Source organism: Pseudomonas sp. SIMBA_041 (assembly GCF_046535095.1).
Taxonomy (GTDB): domain Bacteria; phylum Pseudomonadota; class Gammaproteobacteria; order Pseudomonadales; family Pseudomonadaceae; genus Aquipseudomonas; species Aquipseudomonas mucoides.
Map to the genome: position 1 here is coordinate 699097 of NZ_JAWRXJ010000002.1, position 19641 is coordinate 718737.

Annotated in this window: 20 protein-coding genes; 13 read left to right on the forward strand and 7 right to left on the reverse strand. The window is 60.0% G+C overall.

Features of this window, described 5'->3' with window-relative positions; all coding sequences use genetic code 11:
• Positions 1-21 precede the first annotated feature (21 nt).
• The 4 genes from SB725_RS06925 to rlmF all read left to right on the forward strand — a co-directional run bounded on the left by SB725_RS06925 (position 22) and on the right by rlmF (position 5117).
• Positions 22-450: a DNA polymerase III subunit chi gene (locus SB725_RS06925; protein ID WP_059181573.1), complete on the forward strand. Its 429-nt coding sequence runs from the start codon at positions 22-24 to the stop codon at positions 448-450.
• Between the two features lie 8 nt (positions 451-458).
• Positions 459-848: a hypothetical protein gene (locus SB725_RS06930; protein ID WP_027924878.1), complete on the forward strand. Its 390-nt coding sequence runs from the start codon at positions 459-461 to the stop codon at positions 846-848.
• Between the two features lie 223 nt (positions 849-1071).
• Entirely contained in the window at positions 1072-3918 is a 2847-nt protein-coding gene (locus tag SB725_RS06935) for a valine--tRNA ligase (RefSeq protein ID WP_027924877.1), read from the forward strand.
• 176 nt (positions 3919-4094) lie between these two features.
• Positions 4095-5117 carry a 23S rRNA (adenine(1618)-N(6))-methyltransferase RlmF gene (gene rlmF, locus SB725_RS06940; RefSeq protein ID WP_027924876.1) on the forward strand — a complete coding sequence of 341 codons (1023 nt, stop codon included), beginning with the start codon at positions 4095-4097 and terminating at the stop codon, positions 5115-5117.
• A gap of 110 nt (positions 5118-5227) precedes the next feature.
• Here the strand turns inward: rlmF and SB725_RS06945 are convergent, their stop codons facing one another.
• On the reverse strand, positions 5228-5509 hold the full coding sequence (locus SB725_RS06945; RefSeq protein ID WP_007905514.1) for an HU family DNA-binding protein: 282 nt from the start codon (positions 5507-5509) through the stop codon (positions 5228-5230).
• A gap of 394 nt (positions 5510-5903) precedes the next feature.
• Here SB725_RS06945 and yejK point away from each other — a divergent pair, with 394 nt between their 5' ends.
• Complete coding sequence (gene yejK, locus SB725_RS06950) at positions 5904-6908, forward strand: nucleoid-associated protein YejK (RefSeq protein ID WP_027924875.1); 1005 nt, start codon at positions 5904-5906, stop codon at positions 6906-6908.
• A complete protein-coding gene (locus SB725_RS06955; protein ID WP_027924874.1) occupies positions 6908-7258 on the forward strand; it encodes a glutaredoxin family protein in 351 nt (116 codons plus the stop codon). Before yejK ends, SB725_RS06955 begins: the two co-directional genes overlap by 1 nt.
• Before the next feature lie 99 nt (positions 7259-7357).
• Here SB725_RS06955 and SB725_RS06960 read toward each other — a convergent pair whose 3' ends face one another.
• From SB725_RS06960 to SB725_RS06975, 4 genes are all read right to left on the reverse strand, one after another.
• The gene (locus tag SB725_RS06960; RefSeq protein WP_059181574.1) at positions 7358-8293 is read right to left on the reverse strand and encodes a glutathione S-transferase family protein; all 936 of its coding nucleotides are present in this window, start codon (positions 8291-8293) and stop codon (positions 7358-7360) included.
• An 88-nt stretch (positions 8294-8381) separates the two neighbouring features.
• Entirely contained in the window at positions 8382-8702 is a 321-nt protein-coding gene (locus SB725_RS06965) for a GIY-YIG nuclease family protein (RefSeq protein ID WP_194939951.1), read from the reverse strand.
• Positions 8703-8741: 39 nt separating this feature from the next.
• Entirely contained in the window at positions 8742-9212 is a 471-nt protein-coding gene (locus SB725_RS06970) for a nuclear transport factor 2 family protein (RefSeq protein WP_027924871.1), read from the reverse strand.
• Positions 9213-9322: 110 nt separating this feature from the next.
• Positions 9323-9955: a response regulator transcription factor gene (locus tag SB725_RS06975; RefSeq protein ID WP_027924870.1), complete on the reverse strand. Its 633-nt coding sequence runs from the start codon at positions 9953-9955 to the stop codon at positions 9323-9325.
• Between the two features lie 352 nt (positions 9956-10307).
• On the opposite strand from SB725_RS06975, the gene SB725_RS06980 reads away from it, so the two are divergent.
• From SB725_RS06980 to SB725_RS07010, 7 genes are all read left to right on the forward strand, one after another.
• Complete coding sequence (locus tag SB725_RS06980) at positions 10308-10937, forward strand: DUF1120 domain-containing protein (RefSeq protein ID WP_017340646.1); 630 nt, start codon at positions 10308-10310, stop codon at positions 10935-10937.
• A 66-nt stretch (positions 10938-11003) separates the two neighbouring features.
• Entirely contained in the window at positions 11004-11624 is a 621-nt protein-coding gene (locus SB725_RS06985; protein ID WP_410921465.1) for a DUF1120 domain-containing protein, read from the forward strand.
• 51 nt (positions 11625-11675) lie between these two features.
• A complete protein-coding gene (locus SB725_RS06990; RefSeq protein WP_194939952.1) occupies positions 11676-12392 on the forward strand; it encodes a fimbria/pilus chaperone family protein in 717 nt (238 codons plus the stop codon).
• Positions 12393-12512: 120 nt separating this feature from the next.
• On the forward strand, positions 12513-14978 hold the full coding sequence (locus SB725_RS06995; RefSeq protein WP_410921466.1) for a fimbria/pilus outer membrane usher protein: 2466 nt from the start codon (positions 12513-12515) through the stop codon (positions 14976-14978).
• Between the two features lie 10 nt (positions 14979-14988).
• Positions 14989-16125, forward strand: a complete 1137-nt coding sequence (locus SB725_RS07000; RefSeq protein WP_059181577.1) for a DUF1120 domain-containing protein — start codon at positions 14989-14991, stop codon at positions 16123-16125.
• 82 nt (positions 16126-16207) lie between these two features.
• Positions 16208-16828 carry a DUF1120 domain-containing protein gene (locus SB725_RS07005; protein ID WP_410921467.1) on the forward strand — a complete coding sequence of 207 codons (621 nt, stop codon included), beginning with the start codon at positions 16208-16210 and terminating at the stop codon, positions 16826-16828.
• Between the two features lie 74 nt (positions 16829-16902).
• Positions 16903-17553, forward strand: coding sequence for a DUF1120 domain-containing protein (locus SB725_RS07010; protein WP_059181579.1), 651 nt, complete (start codon positions 16903-16905; stop codon positions 17551-17553).
• A gap of 1 nt (position 17554) precedes the next feature.
• On the opposite strand, the gene SB725_RS07015 is transcribed toward SB725_RS07010, so the two are convergent.
• Together SB725_RS07015 and SB725_RS07020 are read right to left on the reverse strand one after the other, a co-directional pair.
• Complete coding sequence (locus tag SB725_RS07015; protein ID WP_059181580.1) at positions 17555-18865, reverse strand: CynX/NimT family MFS transporter; 1311 nt, start codon at positions 18863-18865, stop codon at positions 17555-17557.
• Complete coding sequence (locus SB725_RS07020) at positions 18855-19514, reverse strand: FadR/GntR family transcriptional regulator (RefSeq protein ID WP_059181581.1); 660 nt, start codon at positions 19512-19514, stop codon at positions 18855-18857. Before SB725_RS07020 ends, SB725_RS07015 begins: the two co-directional genes overlap by 11 nt.
• Positions 19515-19641 lie beyond the last annotated feature (127 nt).

A 19641-nucleotide genomic window follows, 5' to 3' on the forward strand; every position in this document is an offset into this window, starting at 1 on the left:
GCGCCTGGCTCAGGAACCGCAATGACCAAAGTCGACTTCTATATCCTGCCCAGCGCCGATCCTTCGGCACGCCTGGATTTCGCCTGCAAGCTCACCGAAAAAGCCTGGCGCATGGGCCACCGCATTTACCTGCATTGCAGCGATGCTAGCCAGCGCGACGACCTTGATGCGCGCCTTTGGGCGTTCAAGGGCGAAAGCTTCGTCCCTCATGGGCCCGCCGACAGTGAACCGGACGGTTTGATTGTGCTGGGACTGGGTGAAGACTGCGGTCAGCACCAGGACCTGCTGGTCAATCTCGACCTGAAAGTGCCGGTATTCGCCAACAAATTTGCCCGCGTGGCGGAAATAGTGGTGGAAGATCCGACGATTCGTGCGGCTGCGCGGGAGAGTTTCCGTTTCTACCGCGAACAGGGCTATCCTCTGCAAGACCACCGTTTACAGCGACTCTGAGCATTCCGATGGACACTCCGAAACCGCAGCAAAAGTCCGCGCACCTGCTGGACGACCTCGAGTCGATCCGCCAATTGCTCGGCGATGACAACCTGCAACCTCCGCTGCTGACCGACACGGTCATCGACGGTGATCAGGAACAGATTCCCATGTTGTTCGAGTCTGTCGGCAATGTGCCGCAGCCGGTCGAACCGACACCACCGCCCGCCCCTGCCGCGCAACCCGCGCCGAACACCAGCAAAGGCCCCGACGCCCTGCTGCACCTGGACGGCGAACTGCGCGCTGCTGCGATGTTGATCATGCAAGACGTGATCGACGACTTCGCCCCGCATATTGAAACCGAAATCAAACGTCGCCTTGAAGCGCGGATGGAACGGCTTCTCAGCCAATACGAATAACCAGAATCCCCCCAATCCCTGTGGGAGCGAGCTTGCTCGCGATGAGGCCATAACCTTCAACATCCATGTTGACCGACCGACCGCCATCGCGAGCAAGCTCGCTCCCACAGTAGATCAGCGCTGGATTTGACTGCGCCCTGTCCGCACCTGCTCGCCCTGCGCCCCATGCCCCGCTATACTTGCCGGCTTTTCCTGAATAAATGCCAATAGGGTCCCGCCGCGCATGGATAAGACCTACCAGCCGCACGCCATTGAAACTTCCTGGTACAACACTTGGGAGTCTGAGAATTACTTCGCCCCGCAAGGCGCGGGCGAGTCCTACACCATCATGATCCCGCCGCCGAACGTCACCGGCAGCCTGCACATGGGTCACGGCTTCAACAACGCGATCATGGACGCCCTGATCCGTTTCCGCCGCATGCAGGGTCGCAACACCCTGTGGCAGCCGGGCACCGACCACGCCGGTATCGCCACGCAGATGCTGGTGGAGCGTCAACTCGAAGCCAAAGGCCAGAGCCGCCACGACCTGGGTCGCGAGAAATTTCTCGAGAAAATCTGGGAATGGAAGGATGAATCCGGCGGCAACATCAGCCGTCAGATCCGTCGCCTCGGCTCGTCCGTCGACTGGAGCCGCGAGCGCTTCACCATGGATGATGGCCTCTCGGAATCGGTGAAAGAAGCCTTCGTGCGCCTGCATGAAGACGGCCTGATCTACCGCGGCAAGCGTCTGGTCAACTGGGACACCAAGTTGCACACGGCGATTTCCGACCTCGAAGTGGAAAACCACGACGAGAAAGGTTTCCTGTGGAACCTCAAGTACCCGCTGGCCGACGGCGTCAAAACCGCGGAAGGCAATGATTACCTGATCGTCGCGACCACTCGCCCGGAAACCATGCTCGGCGACGCCGCCGTCGCGGTTAACCCGAACGATGAACGCTACAAAGCTCTGATCGGAAAATTTGTCGAGCTGCCGCTGGTCGGCCGCCGCATCCCGATCATCGCCGACGATTACTGCGACCCTGAATTCGGCACCGGCTGCGTGAAAATCACCCCGGCCCACGATTTCAACGACTACGAAGTCGGCAAACGCCACAACCTGCCACTGCTGAACATCTTCGACAAAAACGCTGCCGTACTGCCGGCCTGCCAGGTGTTCAACCTCGACGGCACGCTGAACGAAAGCATCGACGGCAAGATCCCGGCCGAATACGCCGGCCTCGACCGCTTTGAAGCCCGCAAGCAAATCGTTGCTGCATTCGACGCCGCCGGTCTGCTGGTCAGCGTCAATGATCACGCCCTGAAAGTGCCGAAAGGCGACCGCTCCGGCACGATCATCGAGCCATGGCTGACCGACCAGTGGTACGTGTCGACCAAGCCGTTGGCCGAGCCAGCGATTGCAGCCGTTGAAGATGGCCGCATCCAGTTCGTGCCCAAGCAATACGAAAACATGTACTTCTCGTGGATGCGCGACATCCAGGATTGGTGCATCAGCCGTCAGTTGTGGTGGGGCCACCGGATTCCGGCCTGGTACGACGAGTCGGGCAAAGTCTACGTCGGTCGCGACGAAGCCGAAGTGCGCGCCAAGAACAATCTCGGTCCGGACATTGCGCTGCAACAGGACAACGACGTTCTCGACACCTGGTTCAGTTCGGGCCTGTGGACCTTTTCCACGCTCGGCTGGCCTGAGCAGACCGAATTCCTGAAAAAATTCCACTCCACCGATGTGCTGGTGACCGGTTTCGACATCATTTTCTTCTGGGTTGCCCGGATGATCATGCTCACCATGCATTTGGTGAAGAACGAAGACGGCACGCCGCAGGTTCCGTTCAAGACCGTTTATGTGCACGGCCTGGTGCGTGATGGCCAAGGCCAGAAGATGTCCAAGTCCAAGGGCAACGTCCTGGACCCGCTGGACATCATCGACGGTATCGAACTGGAAGAGCTGGTACAGAAACGCACCTCCGGCCTGATGCAGCCGAAACTGGCGAAGAAGATCGAGAAGCAGACCCGCGACGAGTTCGCCGACGGTATCGCCAGCTACGGCACCGACGCCCTGCGCTTCACCTTCTGCTCGCTGGCGTCCACCGGTCGTGACATCAAGTTCGACATGGGCCGCGTTGAAGGCTATCGCAACTTCTGCAACAAGATCTGGAACGCCGCGCGTTATGTTCTGGACAAGGGCGAAGACTGCGGCCAGAACGGCGAAGCCTACGAACTGTCCCTGGCGGATCGCTGGATCATCTCGCAGCTGCAACGCACCGAAGCCGAAGTGACCCGTCAACTCGACCAGTTCCGTTTCGACCTGGCGGCGCAAGCCCTGTACGAGTTCATCTGGAACCAGTATTGCGACTGGTACCTGGAACTGTCCAAGCCTGTGCTGTGGGACGAAAACGCGCCGGTCGAGCGTCAGCGCGGCACCCGCCGTACACTGGTTCGCGTCCTGGAAGTGGCGTTGCGTCTGGCGCACCCGTTCATGCCGTTCATCACCGAAGAAATCTGGCAGCGCATCGCGCCGCTGGCCGGTATTCAGGGCAAGACGATCATGCTGCAACCTTGGCCAGTGGCCAATGAAGAGCGCATCGATCCGGCCGCCGAAGACGACATCGAATGGCTCAAGGAACTGATGCTCGGCACGCGTAACATCCGTGGCGAAATGAACATTGGTCCTGGCAAACCGCTGCCGATCTACCTGAAGAACGTCAGCGCTGAAGACCAGCGCCGTCTCACCGAGAACGAAGCACTGTTGAAGAAGCTGGCTCGTCTTGAATCGATCACGGTGTTGGCTGCCGGCGAAGAAGCACCGCTGTCCGCCACCGCACTGGTGGGCGAGATGGAAGTGCTGGTGCCGATGGCTGGCCTGATCGACAAGGACGCCGAACTGGCGCGCCTGGACAAGGAAATCCTGCGTCTGCAGGGCGAAGTCCAACGCGTCGGTGGCAAGCTGTCCAACGCTGGTTTCGTCGACAAGGCTCCGGCTGAAGTCATCGAGAAAGAGCGCGCCAAACTGGCCGAAGCCGAACAGGCTTTGGGCAAGCTGGCCGAGCAGCATGCGCGGATTGCCAGTCTGTAACGGCACATCGCAATGAAAGAGGGAGGCCCGTAACGGCCTCCCTTTTTTGTGCCTGCCCCTTCGCGAGCAGGCTCACTCCTACAGGGGGAATGTGGTGTTTGTCACAATTGGGTTCACAACGGCTGGATGTGGGACAATACCCGTCACTTTTAGCCATACCCGAATCGACAACGCCCATGAACGCCCCCCGCACACCAAGACCTGCGCGCAAAAAGCCTGACACCGCCACCCCGGCCAAAGCCGTGGAACCGCGTGAAAAAGCCAACCTGCACCCGCGCAACCGCCATCAGGGTCGCTACGACTTCCCGGCACTGATCAAAACCACGCCGGAACTGGCGAAGTTCGTGATCATCAACCCGTACGGCAAGGAAAGCATCGACTTCGCCAGCCCCGACGCGGTGCGTGTGTTCAACCGGGCGTTGCTCAAGTCGTTTTACGGCATCGCGCATTGGGACATCCCGGCGGATTACCTCTGCCCACCGGTTCCGGGGCGTGCCGACTACGTGCACTTCCTCGCCGACTTGCTGGCCAGCGTCAATGACGGTGAAATCCCTCGCGGCGCGCCGGTCAAAGTGCTCGACATCGGCATGGGCGCCAACTGTGTCTATCCGTTGATCGGCTACAGCGACTACCGCTGGCACTTCCTCGGTTCGGAAATCGACCCGACGGCCGTCGCTGCCGCCAAAGCCATCGTGCAGTCCAACGGTCTGAACAAAGCCATCCAGTTGCGTCAGCAAAATAATCCCAAGCACATCCTGCTGGGCTTGCTGGAGCCGGGTGAACGCTTTGACCTGACCATGTGCAACCCGCCGTTCCACGCCTCGATGGACGAAGCGACCAAGGGCAGCGAGCGTAAATGGCGTGCCCTGGGCCGTGCCGACCCGAAACGTAAATTGCCGGTGCTGAACTTCGGTGGTCAATCGGCTGAGTTGTGGTGTGAAGGCGGCGAAGCGCGGTTTGTGACGCAACTGATCGCCGAAAGTGCGAGTTTCCAGCATAAAGTGCTGTGGTTCAGCACGCTGGTCTCGAAGGCCTCGAACCTGCCTGCAATCCAGACGGCACTGAAAAAAGCCGGTGTGCTGGAAAGCCAGGTGGTGGAAATGTCCCAGGGCCAGAAGCAGAGCCGCTTCGTGGCCTGGACCTTCCAGACCAAATCCGAGCAGCAGGTCTGGCGCGAACGCTGGGTTCGCAAGAGCTAAGCAGGCTCACTCCTGCGTTGGTTCAGCGGTGGTGCAGGACAATCGCTGAATCGCAGACATAAAAAAACCGTGTCCGGATTGCTCCGGAGCACGGTTTTTTTTAACAAGTCTTACTTGTTAACAGCGTCGGTCAGGCCTTTGGCCACAACCAGCTTGATAACTTTCTTGGCAGCGATTTCGATGGCAGCGCCAGTCGAAGGGTTACGGCCAGTACGGGCAGGACGCTCAGTCACTTTCAGTTTGCCGATACCTGGCAGAGTGATTTCGCCGCCGTTTTCCAGCTGATCAGCAACGATTTGGCCCAGTTGGTCCAAAGCGTTACGCGCGGTGGTTTTTGGCGCGTCGATAGCTTCAGCGATGTCGGCGATCAGTTGGTCTTTAGTAAGAGCCATGTAGTGTTCCTTCCCTATCAAATTCATATGGATTGCAGAGTGCAGTGTCAGCCATCGAGCCCGATCTTCTGGATCTGGCACCCTCGGCCAATAACCACTGGATCGGGGTTATAGATACCGAAATCAGGGTTTGGTTCGACCTGACAAATGCTGAATGCACGCTTAACGCAGTGACTTCGCGCAAGACGGGGCAAAACTAGCACAGAGACGGGGAAATATCCGCCTCTAGCTACCCATTTGGTCAGCTTTATTGCTCTAAAACGGGAAAAAAACGCATAAGCGCCGCCGGTCGCCCCGGATTTACCCTTCATGCCGCGCCAAAACCAGTGGTTGCGGTACACTTGGCACTTTTTCGGGGAGCACGCCCTCCTCTCTTCAATCAGCCGAGAAGCCCATGCCGATCCGTCATTGCATCGTCCACCTGATCGACAAAAAACCCGACGGCACACCTGCAGTTCTTCACGCCCGCGACTCTGAACTTGCCGAGTCGAGCGCCATCGAGAACATGCTTGCCGACCTTAACGAGAGCTATAACGCCAAACAAGGCAAGGCCTGGGGTTTCTTCCATGCCGAATCCGGCGCGCACCCGTTCAGCGGCTGGCTGAAGGAATACTTCGAGGGCGGCAAGGACTTCACGTCGTTCAGCCGGGTGGCAGTGGAACATCTGCAAAAGCTGATGGAAGAGTCAAACCTCTCAGTAGGCGGCCACGTGCTGTTCGCCCATTACCAGCAGGGCATGACCGATTACCTGGCGATCGCGCTGCTACACCACAGCGAAGGCGTTGCTGTGACGGATCAGCTGGACGTGACCCCATCCCGCCACCTGGACCTGGGCCAATTGCACCTGGCCGCGCGGATCAACGTGTCCGAATGGCAGAACAACAAACAGTCCAAGCAGTACATTTCGTTCATCAAAGGCAAGAACGGGAAAAAGGTTTCGGAGTATTTCCGCGACTTCATCGGCTGCCAGGAAGGCGTCGACGGCCCGGGGGAAACCCGCACCCTGCTCAAGGCGTTCAGTGATTTCGTGGAAAGCGAAGATTTGCCGGAAGAATCCGCCCGCGAGAAAACCAAGACCCTGGTCGATTACGCCAGCAGCCAGGCCAAGCTCGGCGAACCGATGGGCCTGGAAGAACTCTCCGAGCTGATCGACGAAGAACGTCCGAAAGCGTTCTACGATCACATCCGCAACAAGGATTACGGCCTGTCGCCAGAGATTCCGGCAGACAAACGCACCCTGAATCAATTCCGCCGCTTCACTGGCCGCGCGGAAGGCCTGTCCATCAGCTTTGAAGCGCACCTGTTGGGCTCGAAGATCGAGTACGACGAAGAAGCCGGCACACTGATCATCAAGGGCTTGCCAACTCAGTTGACCGACCAGCTCAAGCGACGCAACTGATGCTGAACGGCATCCTGAAGAAATTCCTGCTGATTCTGCTGGTCGTTGTGGTTTACCAGAACTGGGGCAAGATCGAGCGGGTGTTCAACCCTTCGCAAGTGGTGTCGGAGCAGGCACAGGCCAAGGCCAACGTCGTGCTCTATGCCACCGACTGGTGCGGTTACTGCAAACTGACCCGGCGTTTTCTCGATCAGAAAGGCATTCCGTACAAGGAATTCGATATCGAGAAGGATGCCCAGGCGCGTACGGCGTATGAGGCGTTGGGGGGTGGCGGGATTCCGATCATCGATGTGAACGGGACGCTGATTCGCGGGTATGACCCGGACGCAATCCTCGCGGCCCTGAAATAACAACTGTGGGAGCTTGCTCGCGGTAGCGGTGCATCAGTCGACATCATCGTTAACTGACACGCAGCCATCGCGAGCAAGCCCACTCCCACAGTTTGTACGTCAATGCTTCTCGATGCGGAACCCAAAGCGCGGAAAATGCACATGCACCACGCCGCCACGTTCGTCTTCACGGCGCAGAATCAATTCCTCACTGCCCGCAAACAGTAATTCACCCACCACCGGATCAACGCCGTAATCGATAGCCGCGATCTTCACCTGCTCGCCAGGTTCAAACCCGTTCGGTTCTTCGAACTGCTCATCCGGCAAAGCCGCTGGCGTGGCATTGCGCGCCACCTCCAGCGCCTCCGCGGACGTCATCTCGCTGGACGCACCATGCCCGAAGCCCATCACCCGCCCAAACCAGGCCGACACAGCCGGATAGGCATCAACCAGCGGTGAAGTGACCGGCGTCGCCTTGAGGAACCACAGTGAATGGACCAGAGCAAAGTCGGCAATCGACGGCTCGCCAAGCAGGAAGTCACCCTGCTCGCGTTGCAACTGTTGTTCCAGCCGCGCCATGATCGTCGGCCATTGATGTTTCGCCTGCTCGGCGGACAACCTGGAAGCGCTGCCACCGCTGAACAACCCGGCGCGGTCGGCGAGGAATGCCTTGATCGCCTCCGGCGACAATTTGCCGAAACGCACCGCCACCGATTCCGGCTGGAAGACCAGGCTGACCGCATGCTGGAACACCACCGAGTCCGCCCAGGCCGCAAAGGTCGCGGCAATCATTTCCTGGCCTTCCGGGAAAAACGCCGGCAAGGCTTTTTCCTGCTCCAGACGACGGGCAATCAACGACGTGTCGCAATAGATATCCGCGCCGATCTGCAAAACCGGCGTCCTGCGATAGCCACCGGTCAGCGCAGTCAGATCGGGTTTTGGCATCACCGGCGAAATGTTCACCGAGCGCCAGGACAACCCCTTGAAGCCCAACAGCAGGCGGGCTTTTTCGGCAAAAGGGGACGTCGGGTAATGATGAAGAATCAACTCGGACATGCTCGGCTCCGCCGCACGGATAAGGAATCCGCAGCTTAGCGCGCAATCGACAAGCGGCCTACAGATCTGCCTGATAGGAACTTATCAGTCAGGTTGATAAGCCCGCAGCGGCGCTCGCGACCAGACATTCCTTGGCGCTTTTCCTGAGTTTTTTGATCAGCCGTTCCTGCCGTAGCGCTTCGCTTTTATCGCGACAGACTTCTGTGTAAACGAGTGCCACGGCCGGGCTGGAGAGGAAGAACCGCGCACCTTTGCCGCTCTGGTGTGTGGCGAAGCGCCGCACGGGGTCGTCGCTGATGCCGCAGTAAAGCGAACCATTGGCTGCGCGAACGAGATAGACGAACCAGGGTTTGCTGACGGGCAGCACCGGTTCGGTGGCAGTGTCGGAAGATTCGCTGAGGGTGCTCACGTGACGATCATGGCTTGTAGGAAACAAGCCGCGATCTTATCAGCGACTGGCCTGGAATGCCTTCAGCCCCTTGAGGGCTTGAGCACGAACGGCGTTTCTGACCAGAGGCGTCCACCCCAGTATCAGCCCTTTGAAACCCAGCGCCTGCCGCGACCAGGCCCACAGGTCGAAGTTGTCGTGGTGCTCGCAGATCTTGCCGTCGCGAAACACGAAGCGCGCCTGAATATCGTTGACCACAACGTTGCCGGTCTGGCTGAACAGGTACGTCGCGACCCAGTGCGCACCGCCCGTGCGATCGTCGGCCCGCACGTTGTCGAAGGTCAGGGAGAAGTCCTTGGCCCGAGTGGTGAGCATGCGCCACATGTCGCCGGCGTCGCGACCGCGCAGTTCGCCGAACGCCGGATCACTGAACACCACATCGTCGGTGTAACAGGCGCTCATGGCCTCGGCATCCAGACGCTGAAAAGCCTGGTAGAACCGGGTGATCAATGCGTTGTGGGCATCACTCATGGGCAAACTCCGTAAGTTTGAAGGATTGCCTGCACGATAGTCTGCAAAGACGGGGAAGACCATGGGCATTCGTGGCGGGAATATCGGGACTGCCCGAGTGCATTGCGAACCTAATGCACCATTCCACTCTCACGGGCATAGGCAAAAAGGTCCACATCCGTGGAAATGCCCAGCCGCTGCATCGCCATGCTTTTCTGTTTGCTGATGGTCGAAACGCTGCGTTTGAAGTGACCAGCGATCTCACTGACGGTCATGCCACTGGCGAGCATTCTGACCACTTCGTGCTCTTTTGCGGAAAGCACAGCGGAACTCGACTGCCCCTGGGCGTCTGCCTGAAGTAGCGCGGTGCGCAACGACTGGCTGATATAACGGAGCCCTTCACCCACCGATTTGATCGCCAGGGGCAGTTCCTTTGCCGACGCGCCTTTGTCGATGATCGCCCCCACGCCCAGTGCGAATGCCGCCCTCAGCGTGGTGACGCTGGCAAACATCGTGACCAGAATGATAGGCATCGTCGGGTAGCCACGTCGCACCCGGCTCAGCATTTTCAGCCCATCGGCCTGCAAGTTGCCCGGCATGCAAAAGTCGGTGATCAACAGATCACAAGGCGTCGTGCACAGCAGACTCAACAGACTGTCGGGACCATCCGCCTCCCCTACCACCACACATGTCCGGTTCAGATCGACGAGCATTCGCATGCCGATACGAACGACCGGATGGTCGTCAGCAATGATTACGCGCATTGTCGGATTTATCCTGTTAGGTGACTGGAATGCGCGAAAAATAGCGCCGTCCGGGTCCTACCACAACGCCCTTTCCCGAGCGTAAAACCACCTCACCCAATGTAATCGGGAGCCTGGTTTTTCTCCCACGAAACAAAAAGAACCGCCCTACATTTATAAGCTACATCGGCTACACAGAAGGACTACAGACAACGCTACGCAGCAGGGCGATTTTTAGTCCGCAACACCCTTTCGTACACCGATCCCTCCGTTTTCGTATTAGTTGCATTCCGCATGGCGACCTCGACCGATAGATTGCGCCCTGTCCGTATCGGGCAACTCCCAATCATCGCTCATCAAGGAAGAGCCATACATGAACACGCGTTTATCCCTTCTGACCGCTGCCTTGCTGCTGACCGTTTCCTCATCCGCCTTTGCTGCCTCCAGCACGGACCTGACCGTGAAAGGTCTGATCACTCCGAATGCATGCACGCCAGTACTGGCCGGGGGCGGCATCGCCGATCACGGCAAGTTTTCCGTACAAGACCTCAATCCCGACAAACACACTTACTTGCCTGAAATAATCATGCAAATGACAGTGAACTGCGATGCGGCTACGCCGTTTGCCATAAACCCGATTGATAACCGTGCAGGCACAAGCACTGCGGGCAATTACTTTGGCCTGGGGCTGATCAATACCCACGAAAAGCTGGGCCACTTTCGCGTTGTTCCGCGCAATGTGATGGCGGACGGCACCCACGCTCAAGCCATTCTCTCCACTGATGGTGGCGAGACCTGGCTTAAGGAAGGGTCTGCGGCATTCTGGGGGGCCAACAACATCTGGAGTGTCGGTGCTCCGGGTGCCGTCATTGCTCCCATCGCGATGAAGGAGTTGAACCTTGATCTCCATGTGCGTACCGGCATCGCCCCCGCCAACAGCCTGACCCTGACCGACGAAGTCACACTCGACGGCTCCGCAACCCTCCAGATCAAGTACCTGTAACCCTCCGTCATCAACGAGCAACGCCTGGCACACAGCGTTGCCCGCTCACTCAAAGGACGACCCATCATGGAAAGATGCTCCTTCGCTCTATTGGCTCCACTGTTGCTCGCCTGTGCCCCCATGGCCCTCGCCTCCAGCAGCACAGAAATGAGCGTCACCGGCCTGATCACCCCCAGCGCCTGCACACCCAGCCTGTCCGGCGGCGGCATCGTCGACCATGGCAAAGTCACGGTGAAAGACCTGAGACCGGACCAGCCCACGGCCCTGGAAAACGGCACGCTGTATCTGGAGGTGAATTGCGATGCCGCCACGCCGTTTACCCTGACGACGATCGACAACCGCGAAGGCACGTCCGCCATTCACCCCAATAGTCACGGGCTGGGCGTCATCAACGACGACCAGAACCTGGGCAGCGTTGCACTGGGCCTGTTCGATACGGTGGCCGATGGGGTTGCGGTGAAAACCATCATTTCCCTCAACGACGGTGCCACTTGGCGAGTGTCCTCCTACCTGGGGCACGCCGGCCGGACCGCGTTCGCGGCATTGAACGACCTCGGCACACCGATCGCCATCAAGAATTTGCGCGCACGGCTCACGGCATTCACCACCATCGTGCGCGCAAATGACCTGACGCTGACCGATGAAATCCCCATCGACGGGTACGTCACCCTGCAACTGAATTACTGATCGACCGGTATTCCCGGCTCCATTTTTTTCGAACAATCAACGAGACACGTCATGACGATGTTTTCCAATGTCACCCGTCATCTGTTCCATTCGGGCATCGGCGCATTCGCCCTGCTGCTGACTGCAAACGCCCAGGCCGACGGCATGGTGCCGAACACTTCGGTGGTCATCATCAACGAGGCCGACGGCGAAGCGTCCGTGTCCGTGACCAACACCGATGCCAACCTGGCGTTGATGCACGTCACCCTCGAAGACATTGCCGAAGACAGTGAGTCGCTGGTGTTCGTGACACCACCACTGGCGCGTATCGAAGCGGGTAAAACGCAATTGGTGCGGTTCATTCTGCAATCGGATAAACCCCTGCTCACTCAGCGTTTGAAGCGCGTGATCTTCGAAGGTATCCCACAAGGCAAAGCCGCCGCCGAGGCGGGGCAGGCACGGGTGGGCGTGACAGTGCGCCAGAACTTGCCGGTGATCCTGCACCCCAAAGGACTGGCCCCCAATCGCACGCCATGGACCGACCTTCAATGGTCGCTGAAGGACGGTCAACTGACCGTTCGCAACGACACGCCTTATGTGGTGCGTCTGGGCCAGGAAGTGCAGTTGTTGCCGGCGGCGGGCAACGCGATGCTGCCAAAAACCTACGTGCTGCCCGGTGAACACATCAGCATCAAGGTCGCCGAGGGCGCCGCCACACAGGTGCGTTTTCAACCGGCGACGGTCTACGGCTTTGCAGTACCGCATTACGAGGCGCCCATCCAGTCCTGAACCCCCTGACGGCGTCATCAAGGAACGTTGAGCGCCAATGTTTCAGGGCGACGGCCACTTGGCCGTTGCCACAGGCGCGTCTGTAACCGCACGCACGCCGCGATAACCCAAGTGATCCTGATGAACACAGTATCGAATTACCGTGATGGCGAAGCCGTGCCCGTTATTCGGGACGGCGCTCGCCCTCATCCATGGCAGCGAACCACATTGGCCTTGCTGCTGAGCAACGCACTGATGATGCTCGCCGCCTACGGTGAAGTGTCGATGCCCGCGTCGTTCGACAAAGACACGTTATTGCAGCGCGGCATCGATCCGGCGCTGGCGACGCTGCTGATGCAGGCGCCGCAGTTCACGGCCGGCCGCCACCCGGTCACGCTCATCGTCAACGGCCAGCGTCATGGCCGGGTCGATATCACGTTCGATCGCGAAGGTGCGTTGTGCTTCGATCGCGCACTGCTCGATGCAGCGAACCTGAAGGTGCCCGATCGTTTGCTGGACGATGGCCCATGCCACGATTTTCTGGGCAGCGCTTCGCAGACCGTCATCGAACCCGACCCCGCGGCCCTGGCCCTGTCGTTGATCGTGCCCACCGATGCGATACGCCCCAGTGCCCGGGATTTTTCAGGCTATCAAACCGGTGGTGTCGCCGGTTTGATCAACTACGACGTCACCGGTTTGCACGGCCGTTCTGCCAACAGCACCAGCCGCTACGCCTCGGCCAACACTGAACTCGGCTTCAATGCCGGTGACTGGATCGTGCGCAGCCGTCAGGTGCAGACCTGGCAGGACGATGTGTCCACAACGACTCATATTGCGGCCTACGCCCAGCGTACTTTCGCCAGCCAGGAAGCAGTGCTGCAGGCGGGTCAGATCAACCTCTACAACCCAGTGCTCGCCGGCGCGCAGATCACCGGCGTGCAAGTGCTGAATGAACAAGCACTGCAGGTCGAAGGGCAAAGCGCGGTCATTGAAGGGATCGCCAACAGTCAGGCCCAGGTCGAGGTCCGACAAAACGGTTCACTGATCCATTCCACGGTGGTACCCGCCGGCCCGTTCGCGCTCACCAATGTGCGGCGGCTCAACACGCGCTCCGACGTGGAAGTCACGATCAAGGAGACCGATGGCAGCGAGCGCAGTTTTACCGTGCCGGCCGCGATGTTGGGGGTCGGCTTGCCTGCACCCGGTTATTCGCTGGGCGCCGGTCAGGTGCGCAATGTCGGTGACGCGCAGGGTGGCGATCCCTGGGTCATCAGCGGCGGCTGGAGCGGCGCGTTCACCCCGCAAGTGTCGCTCAGCGCCGGCCTGACCGGTGCCGCCGACTATCGCGCGGCGGGTGCCAGCGTCGGCCTGTCGCCCTCACGTGTCACCCAGGTGCAAGCCACGCTCGCTGGTGCGCAGGCCAGCGGCAGACAAGCCAGTCAAGGGCTTCAAGCTGACCTGAGCGTCTCGCATCGGCTAAACGAGCAATGGGCGCTCAATGCCGGCAGTTCTTACCGAACCCTGGGTTACCGGGAACTGGAAGAGGCGGTGTTCGCCAACACGTCCGACAACAGCCAATCCCGTTACCGCGATCAGCAAAGCGCGGCCCTGTCATGGTCGCATCCATGGCTCGGCGCCTTCAGCAGCGGCTTCAGCCGGTCCAGTTCGTTCGACGGTCAAAGCAGCAGCCGCGCGCTCGCGTCCTGGGGCACCAGCATCGCGGGTGTATCCGTCTCGGCGACCGCCGAATGGCAGCTCAGCGGTTCGAACGGCAACGATGACAGCGTCTACCTGAACCTCAGCATTCCGCTGGGCGAAAACCGCCGGGCACGCAGCTGGGTGCGCAGTTCCGCCGGCGAATACCGCAGCGGCGTGGGCTTGAGTGAACGGGTCAACGATCAACTGGGTTACCGGGTTGGCGTCGAACACGACACGCGCGATAAACAGGTGCAATCCACGGCCGGCGTTTCGCTGCTGCCGCGCTACACCCAGCTCGATCTCAATTACACCCGCGCAGATGCCGAGCGCTCCAGCTACCAGGCCAGCGCTCGCGGTGGCGCCGTGCTGCACGGTGGTGGCGTGACGCTGTCGCCGTACCCGGTGAGCGACACCTTTGCATTGCTGTCGGTCGGTGACATGGGTTCCATCAAAGTGTCGACGCCCAGCGGTCCGGTGTGGACCGACTGGCAAGGTCAGGCGGTGATCCCGCAAGTAAGGGCTTACGGCAAAAGCCCGGTGGAAGTCGACACCAAAACCCTGCCCCGCAACGCCGACATTAACAACGGCCTGGCGGTGATTTCGGCCGGTCGCGGCGCCGTCGACAACGTTGAATTCGGCATCACGATGACCCGTCGGGCCTTGCTCAAGGCCACTACCGCCAATGGCGCGCCCCTGCCGCGCGGTGCCTCCGTGAACACCGCGGATGGCGAATTCGTGACCTTGGTGCAGGACGGCGGCCTGGTGTTTTTGCCCAACGCTCTCGACCGCCGTGCGCTGTGGATCAACGCGCCGGGGCTGGAGCGCTGCGAACTGCGCTTCGAACTGCCCACCGACGCCGACGCCAACGCGTACTACGAAACCGCCCCTGCCAAGTGCCAAGCACTCTGAGGATGACTTCATGACCCTGTCTCGCTACCTGCTATTGACCCTCGCCCCCCTGGCACTGAGCGGATTCACGCCACTGGCCTCGGCGTCCACGGACGACTGCCAGTTCAACCTGAGCCAGCCGGAGCTCGATTACGGGCTGATGAACCGGTCGATACGGCCTGATGCGGCATCCGAACGCAACCTTGGTGAACGCCAGCTCAGCCTGACCTTGAGCTGTGCGCAGCCCATCGACATGAGCCTGTTCTACCGGGCGATGGCCGCGACCGCCGGACGCTTTCACTTTGCTGAACGCGGCAGCTATCAGATGCGTATTCACGATGCCGTGCTCGATGGCCAATCGGTCGATATCGGGTTGATTGCCGGGGGCGGACAGCCGCCGGCAGAAACGGCGTCGAGCCTGATCTGGCGACCGGAGCACGGGGTCGTCCCGGTGCAAGCCGGCGTGCCGGTGCAGGGGCGCAGTTTCTCGGCGCAGCTTGAGCTGACGGCCTGGGTTCAGGAGCAAGGCATGCAGGTGCGTGACGCGGTGACCTGGGAAGCCTTTGGGGTATTCGACGCCGCCGGACTCACCCGTGAGGCGACCTTGCGCGCCCGATTCGCTCCGGCGGCCTGCGAACCGGTGCTGTCCAACGGCGGTGTGGTCGACTTTGGCACCCTGTCGAAAAAAGACCTGCACGCCGACAAGGACACACACCTGTCGCCCAAGTCGTTGACGCTGAGGGTCGGCTGCGACGCGCCGACGACCTTCGCCTTGATCATGCATGACAACCGCTCAGGCTCGGCAACGCTCGACAGCGAGATCGACTACGGCCTGGGCAAAGACAGCCGCGGTAACAGGATTGGCCGTTTTTCACTGCGCGTAGACCCGGCCGACGCCCATGCCGACGGCTTCGCCCGCCTCTATCGAACCGACTCCAGCATCGCCGGTACGGCCTGGAGCACCGGCAGCGCAAACCCGATCGCCATCGGTAAAAGCCGTTACCTGGCGTTCACCGACAACACCGGCAGCGGCGCTGGCCCGGTGCTGATCCAGAACCTCAGCAGCACGGTGACTGTCGATGCCGTCATCGCCCCCACCAACAGCCTCGACCTGAGCAGCGCCATCGAGCTCGATGGCGCGGGGACGATCGAGATTATTTACCTGTAACACCCAACCCGATCCTGCTGGATCCGGGACGCACTCGAGCGGCTCGGGGCAGTCAGGACACAACCCTAGAAGTGAGCAAATAATGATCAAAAAGTACTTGGCAGCACTCTCCGCCACCGCACTGATTGGCGTTGCGCCTTATACAGTGGCGGCTTCGAGCATTGACCTGACTGTCACAGGTCTCATCACGCCGAGAGCTTGCACTCCTTCGTTGTCCGATGGAGGAACGGTCGACGTCGGCCAGGTGCAGGCAAAAGACCTCAACCTGACAAGTGACACGATAGTAGGCAGTCATCCGATGCAGCTGACGGTCGCGTGTGACGCGTCAACTCCATTTGCACTTAACGGTATTGATAACAGAGCCGGAACATCATCGTCCAACCCGTATTTCGGATTGGGCCTGACCAGCAATAACGAAAAAATCGGTTATTTCACGCCAGCGATCCAAAGCGCGCTTGCGGACGGACAACCTGTGCACTCGATCCGATCAACTGATAACGGTGCGAGTTGGACGCGCATCTATCAGATCCTGAAGGATAACCTCACATCGATAAGCGCTGTCGGCACTCTCACTCCAATCTCCGCGAAAGAGCTCACTATGGAACTGACGATCTACACCTTCATTGCCCGCGCCGATAGCCTCACCTTAACCGACGATGTCACTATCGACGGTTCAGCAACATTTGAAATGAAGTACCTGTAAGCCGTGCATCTTGCCCGAGGTCCTGCTTCGGGCAAGGACTGATTCCGCTCACCACACACAGCGAAACCTGTCCCATGAAAAAGACTCCACACGCGCTGACGATGGCGATCTTCGTCCTGATGTCGCCGCTCACCTTGGCCACCTCATCGACAGACCTGAGGGTCACAGGCCTCATCACCCCACTTGCCTGCACCCCGATGCTGTCCAACAGCGGCCTCGTCGATTACGGAAAAATCTCCCGGCAAGACCTGAACGTCGACAAGCGCACTCGACTGCGCGACCAGACACTCGACCTCAACATTCAGTGCAATGCGCTCACGCGTTTTGCTCTGCTGATGCGCGACAACCGCGACGGCTCGGCCATCGTCAACAGCGAGATTTACTACGGCCTGAACCACGACCACAGCCACAATAAAATCGGCTTGTATTCGCTGAACTTCGATCCTGCCAGCACGGTGGTGGACGACCTGACGCAGGTCTATCGAACCGACTCGACCACGGGGGGCAAAGCCTGGAGCCCGTCGAACAGCCAGCCCATCCCGATGGGTTCCCGAAGCTATCTCGGCTTTACCGACAGCGCAGGCAGCAGCGCCGGCCCGATAGCCATCCGCAACCTGACCAGCCGGGTGACGGTCGAAACGGTCATCGCGCCCACCTCCGAACTGGACCTGAGTGCCGAAGTGCAACTCGACGGCTCGGCGACCCTGGACATTGTTTACCTGTAGTTCAGACCTTTTCGCTGACGACCTGAACGTACAGCGAACGTCCGGCGCCGAGGCCGGCAACGATTGCACCGAGGCCAATGACACCGAAAATCCAGCCCAGCGCCGTCCAGCCGCCGGTCCAGTCATGCACGATGCCGACCGCGAACGGCCCCATCGAGGCCAGGGTGTAGCCGAACCCTTGGGCCATGCTCGACAGGTTGGCCGCGACATGCGAGTCCCGCGAGCGCAGTACGATCAGGGTTAACGCCAGGCTGAAGGTAGCGCCCTGCCCCAGACCGAGCAGAATCGCCCAGCCCCACAGACCTTCGATCGGTGCGTAGAGACAGCCGAACAGACCTCCGAGGGTCATCAGCATCACCACCACAATGGCCAGTCGCTGATCCTTGCCGCGTGTCGCCAGCCAAGGCGCCGCGAGAGAACTGGCCAACTGGACGATCACTGATCCTGACAGCACCAGACCGGCCTGGACCGGTGTCAGCCCGCGACCGATCAGGATCGACGGCAACCAGCCGAATACGATGTACGCCAGGGACGATTGCAGGCCCATGTACAACGTCACTTGCCAGGCCAGCGGATCGCGCAGCAGTCCGCGAACACGGTAGGCGACGTTGTGTGCGCCCTGTTTGTGCCCACCCACTTGCGGCAGCCAGAAAATCGCCGCGACCAGCGCCGGCAGCACCCAGAAGCCCAGGCCCATGGCCCAGCTCTGGTCGAAATGCTCACTCAACGGCACCGTGGCGCCGGCGGCCATTGCGGCGCCCAGGCACAACGCCATAGTGTAGACACCGGTCATGGTGCCGGCCTGTTTCGGGAAGTCGCGTTTGACGATGCCTGGCAACAACACACCGATCACACCGATGCTCGCACCGGCCAGCACGCTACCGGCAAACAAGCCAATCTCGCCAAATGAACTGCGCAAAATGATCCCGCCCGCCAGCGTCAGCAGAATCCCCAACACCACACGCTCGGCGCCAAAACGGCGCGCCAGCACCGGTGCCAGAGGGGCGAACAGGCCGAGGCAGAGCACCGGCAATGTCGTCAACAAACCGGCCTGGGCCGCCGACAATCCGAGGGTCTTCGAGACCTCGCCAAGCATCGGCGCCATGCTCGACAGCGCCGGACGCAGGTTCAACGCCACCAGGATCAAGCCCAGTAACAACAGCCATGGCCGGCGCAGGATCGGGTGACGTTGCTGGACTTGCTCATCATCCGCTTCAGCGTCGATCAGCAACTCTTCGAGCTCCGCCGTGCGCTTGGGTTGCGTGAAATTACTATCGCTGCTGGACATGGAGTTCTCGGTTTCAAGGTTCATTGATCAACTGCCTCGACAGGGCTTTGGCCCGTTCCGGGTCACGTTGCTCGACGGCATCCAGCAGTTCGATGTGCAGGTCGAACACTTCCTGGCGTCGCGGGGTGATGTTCAAGGTCTGGCGCAATTGCGCGCCGATGACGCTCGAGAAATAGCGATACAACTCACTCAGTGTCGGGTTGTGCGCGGCATCGACCAGACGGCGGTGGAACACCAGATCGCAGGCGATGTAGCTGTCGAGATCGCCGTGGTAGTGGCTGCCGCTGACGCCGAGCGCTTCGCGCAACGCCACCAGGTCTTCGTCTGTCCGGCGCAGTGCCGCGAGGCCAATGGCTTCGACTTCAAGGATGTGCCGCGTCTCACGGGCCTGCTCATGGGAGCAGCGGGACAAGGCTTTCATGGTGTCCAGCGGATCGATGACGGCCCGCAGGTAGCTGCCGTCGCCCTGACGGATTTCGATCAAGCCGGAAAACGCCAACACGCGCATGGCTTCACGCACGGTATTGCGGCTGATGCCCAGCTCGGTAGCCAGTTCCGGCTCGGTGGGGAGACGTTGGCCGACGACCCAGACACCTTGCGTGATACGAAGGCGCAGCTGGTCCAGCGCTTGGTCGACCAAAGATCGCTTGGTCAATGGAGAAATGTCTGACATGGAATTCGCCCTTTCATCCAATCATAGGATGAATTTTCTGACATGTTAGTCAGCTACCTGTAGGACGGCAACCGCCTACGGTCAGAGAGAAGGAAATGGAGCGGGATTATCGATGAGTCAAAATTAC

What these genes read in the sequence shown, in the direction of transcription:
- SB725_RS06925 (WP_059181573.1), top strand. Translation starts at nt 22, where the DNA reads ATGACCAAAGTCGACTTCTATATCCTGCCCAGCGCCGATCCTTCGGCA.
- SB725_RS06930 (WP_027924878.1), top strand. Translation starts at nt 459, where the DNA reads ATGGACACTCCGAAACCGCAGCAAAAGTCCGCGCACCTGCTGGACGAC.
- SB725_RS06935 (WP_027924877.1), top strand. Translation starts at nt 1,072, where the DNA reads ATGGATAAGACCTACCAGCCGCACGCCATTGAAACTTCCTGGTACAAC.
- rlmF (WP_027924876.1), top strand. Translation starts at nt 4,095, where the DNA reads ATGAACGCCCCCCGCACACCAAGACCTGCGCGCAAAAAGCCTGACACC.
- SB725_RS06945 (WP_007905514.1), bottom strand. Translation starts at nt 5,509, where the DNA reads ATGGCTCTTACTAAAGACCAACTGATCGCCGACATCGCTGAAGCTATC.
- yejK (WP_027924875.1), top strand. Translation starts at nt 5,904, where the DNA reads ATGCCGATCCGTCATTGCATCGTCCACCTGATCGACAAAAAACCCGAC.
- SB725_RS06955 (WP_027924874.1), top strand. Translation starts at nt 6,908, where the DNA reads ATGCTGAACGGCATCCTGAAGAAATTCCTGCTGATTCTGCTGGTCGTT.
- SB725_RS06960 (WP_059181574.1), bottom strand. Translation starts at nt 8,293, where the DNA reads ATGTCCGAGTTGATTCTTCATCATTACCCGACGTCCCCTTTTGCCGAA.
- SB725_RS06970 (WP_027924871.1), bottom strand. Translation starts at nt 9,212, where the DNA reads ATGAGTGATGCCCACAACGCATTGATCACCCGGTTCTACCAGGCTTTT.
- SB725_RS06975 (WP_027924870.1), bottom strand. Translation starts at nt 9,955, where the DNA reads ATGCGCGTAATCATTGCTGACGACCATCCGGTCGTTCGTATCGGCATG.
- SB725_RS06980 (WP_017340646.1), top strand. Translation starts at nt 10,308, where the DNA reads ATGAACACGCGTTTATCCCTTCTGACCGCTGCCTTGCTGCTGACCGTT.
- SB725_RS06985 (WP_410921465.1), top strand. Translation starts at nt 11,004, where the DNA reads ATGGAAAGATGCTCCTTCGCTCTATTGGCTCCACTGTTGCTCGCCTGT.
- SB725_RS06990 (WP_194939952.1), top strand. Translation starts at nt 11,676, where the DNA reads ATGACGATGTTTTCCAATGTCACCCGTCATCTGTTCCATTCGGGCATC.
- SB725_RS06995 (WP_410921466.1), top strand. Translation starts at nt 12,513, where the DNA reads ATGAACACAGTATCGAATTACCGTGATGGCGAAGCCGTGCCCGTTATT.
- SB725_RS07000 (WP_059181577.1), top strand. Translation starts at nt 14,989, where the DNA reads ATGACCCTGTCTCGCTACCTGCTATTGACCCTCGCCCCCCTGGCACTG.
- SB725_RS07005 (WP_410921467.1), top strand. Translation starts at nt 16,208, where the DNA reads ATGATCAAAAAGTACTTGGCAGCACTCTCCGCCACCGCACTGATTGGC.
- SB725_RS07010 (WP_059181579.1), top strand. Translation starts at nt 16,903, where the DNA reads ATGAAAAAGACTCCACACGCGCTGACGATGGCGATCTTCGTCCTGATG.
- SB725_RS07015 (WP_059181580.1), bottom strand. Translation starts at nt 18,865, where the DNA reads ATGAACCTTGAAACCGAGAACTCCATGTCCAGCAGCGATAGTAATTTC.
- SB725_RS07020 (WP_059181581.1), bottom strand. Translation starts at nt 19,514, where the DNA reads ATGTCAGACATTTCTCCATTGACCAAGCGATCTTTGGTCGACCAAGCG.